Here is a 1600-nt window from a genome sequence, read left to right on the forward strand (position 1 = left end):
GGAGGTGTATAAGAGACAGCGCACCCGCCCCCCGCTGCGAGGCCGCCGTGTACCTGTCGAAGACCGAGGCCGCCGTCCTGCCGACCACGCTGGTCGGCACGCCGAGACGGCCGCCCGAGGCCACGGGCCGACGCCGCATCTGGCCGCTGCTCGGGCCGGCGTTCGTGGCCGCGGTCGCCTACGTGGACCCGGGCAACTTCGCGACCAACTTCTCCGGCGGTGCCGCCTTCGGCTACACGCTGCTGTGGGTGATCGTCGCGGCCAACCTCATGGCGATGCTCATCCAGTCGCTGACCGCGAAGCTGGGCCTGGCCACCGGCCGCGACCTGGCCACCAACTGCCGCGAGCAGCTGCCGCGGCCGGTCACCTGGGGGCTGTGGCTGCAGGCGGAGGCGGTCGCGATCGCCACCGACCTGGCCGAGATCGTCGGCGGCGCGGTGGCACTGAACCTGCTGTTCGGCGTTCCGCTGCCGATCGGCGGACTGATCACCGCCGTCGTCGCCTTCCTGCTGCTGGCCGCGCAGTCCCGCGGGCACCGGCCGTTCGAGCGGGTGATCACCGGCCTGCTGCTGGTCATCGGGCTGGGCTTCGGCTACACGCTGGTCGGCTCGGGCGTCGACGTGGGCGGGCTGGCCGGCGGTCTGGTGCCCTCCTTCGCCGGCCCCGACAGCCTGGTGCTGGCCGCCGGCATCCTCGGCGCGACGGTGATGCCGCACGTCATCTACGTGCACTCCGCGCTCACCCCGGGCCGCTACGGCGACGTCGTCACCGCCGGGAAGACCCACGAGGGACGGCGCCGGCTGCTGCGGGCCCAGCGGCTCGACGTGCTGCTGGCCATGGGGCTGGCCGGGCTGGTCAACGCCGCGATGCTGGTGATCGCGGCGCAGCTGTTCGCCGGTGGCGACGACGCGGCCTCGCTGGAGTCCGTGCACACCGGGCTCGGCGAGCAGCTCGGCGCGGGGGCGGCGCTGGCGTTCGCCCTGGCCCTGCTGGCCTCGGGGTTCGCCTCGTCCTCGGTCGGCACGCACGCCGGCCAGGTGGTCATGGCCGGCTTCCTGCGCCGGCACATCCCGGTGCTCACCCGCCGGCTGATCACGCTGGCCCCGGCCCTGCTCGTGCTGGGACTCGGCGGCGACCCGACGACCGCGCTGGTCTGGTCGCAGGTCGTGCTCTCGTTCGGCATCCCGTTCGCGCTGGTGCCGCTGCTGTGGCTGACCAGCCGGCGCGACCTCATGGGCGGCTGGGTGAACCGGCGGGTCACCACGGTCGCCGGCGCCGTGGTGGCGGCGCTGATCATCGGCCTCAACGCCCACCTGCTGGTGGGGCTCGTCCTGGGCTGACGACCCCGGCGCCCGCCTCGGCGAGATCGACGAACTCGTGGTGATCACGGCCTGATGACCACGAGTTCGTCGACCTCGGCGCGTCAGGGACGTCAGGCGGGTTCGGGGACGCCGCCCGGGTCGCCGCCGGGGTCGTCGGGTGTCTGGCTCTTATTCCAATGTTCCGCCTCACACGACGCCCTACGCGTAACACGTGTCGGTCGCCGCATCCGCAAAAAAAAAAACACACAATCCTAAAGACAGATGACAATATACTGAAA

1 protein-coding gene is annotated in these 1600 nt (G+C 72.0%); it reads left to right on the forward strand.

Annotated features, from left to right (window positions below):
- On the forward strand, positions 1–1340 hold a 1340-nt coding region (locus CNO22_RS26920), incomplete at its 5' end, for an Nramp family divalent metal transporter (protein ID WP_332870112.1).
- Between the last annotated feature and the right edge of the window lie 260 nt (positions 1341–1600).

Origin of the sequence: Geodermatophilus chilensis, from assembly GCF_002802985.1 — a bacterium.
Classification (GTDB): Bacteria; Actinomycetota; Actinomycetes; order Mycobacteriales; family Geodermatophilaceae; genus Geodermatophilus; species Geodermatophilus chilensis.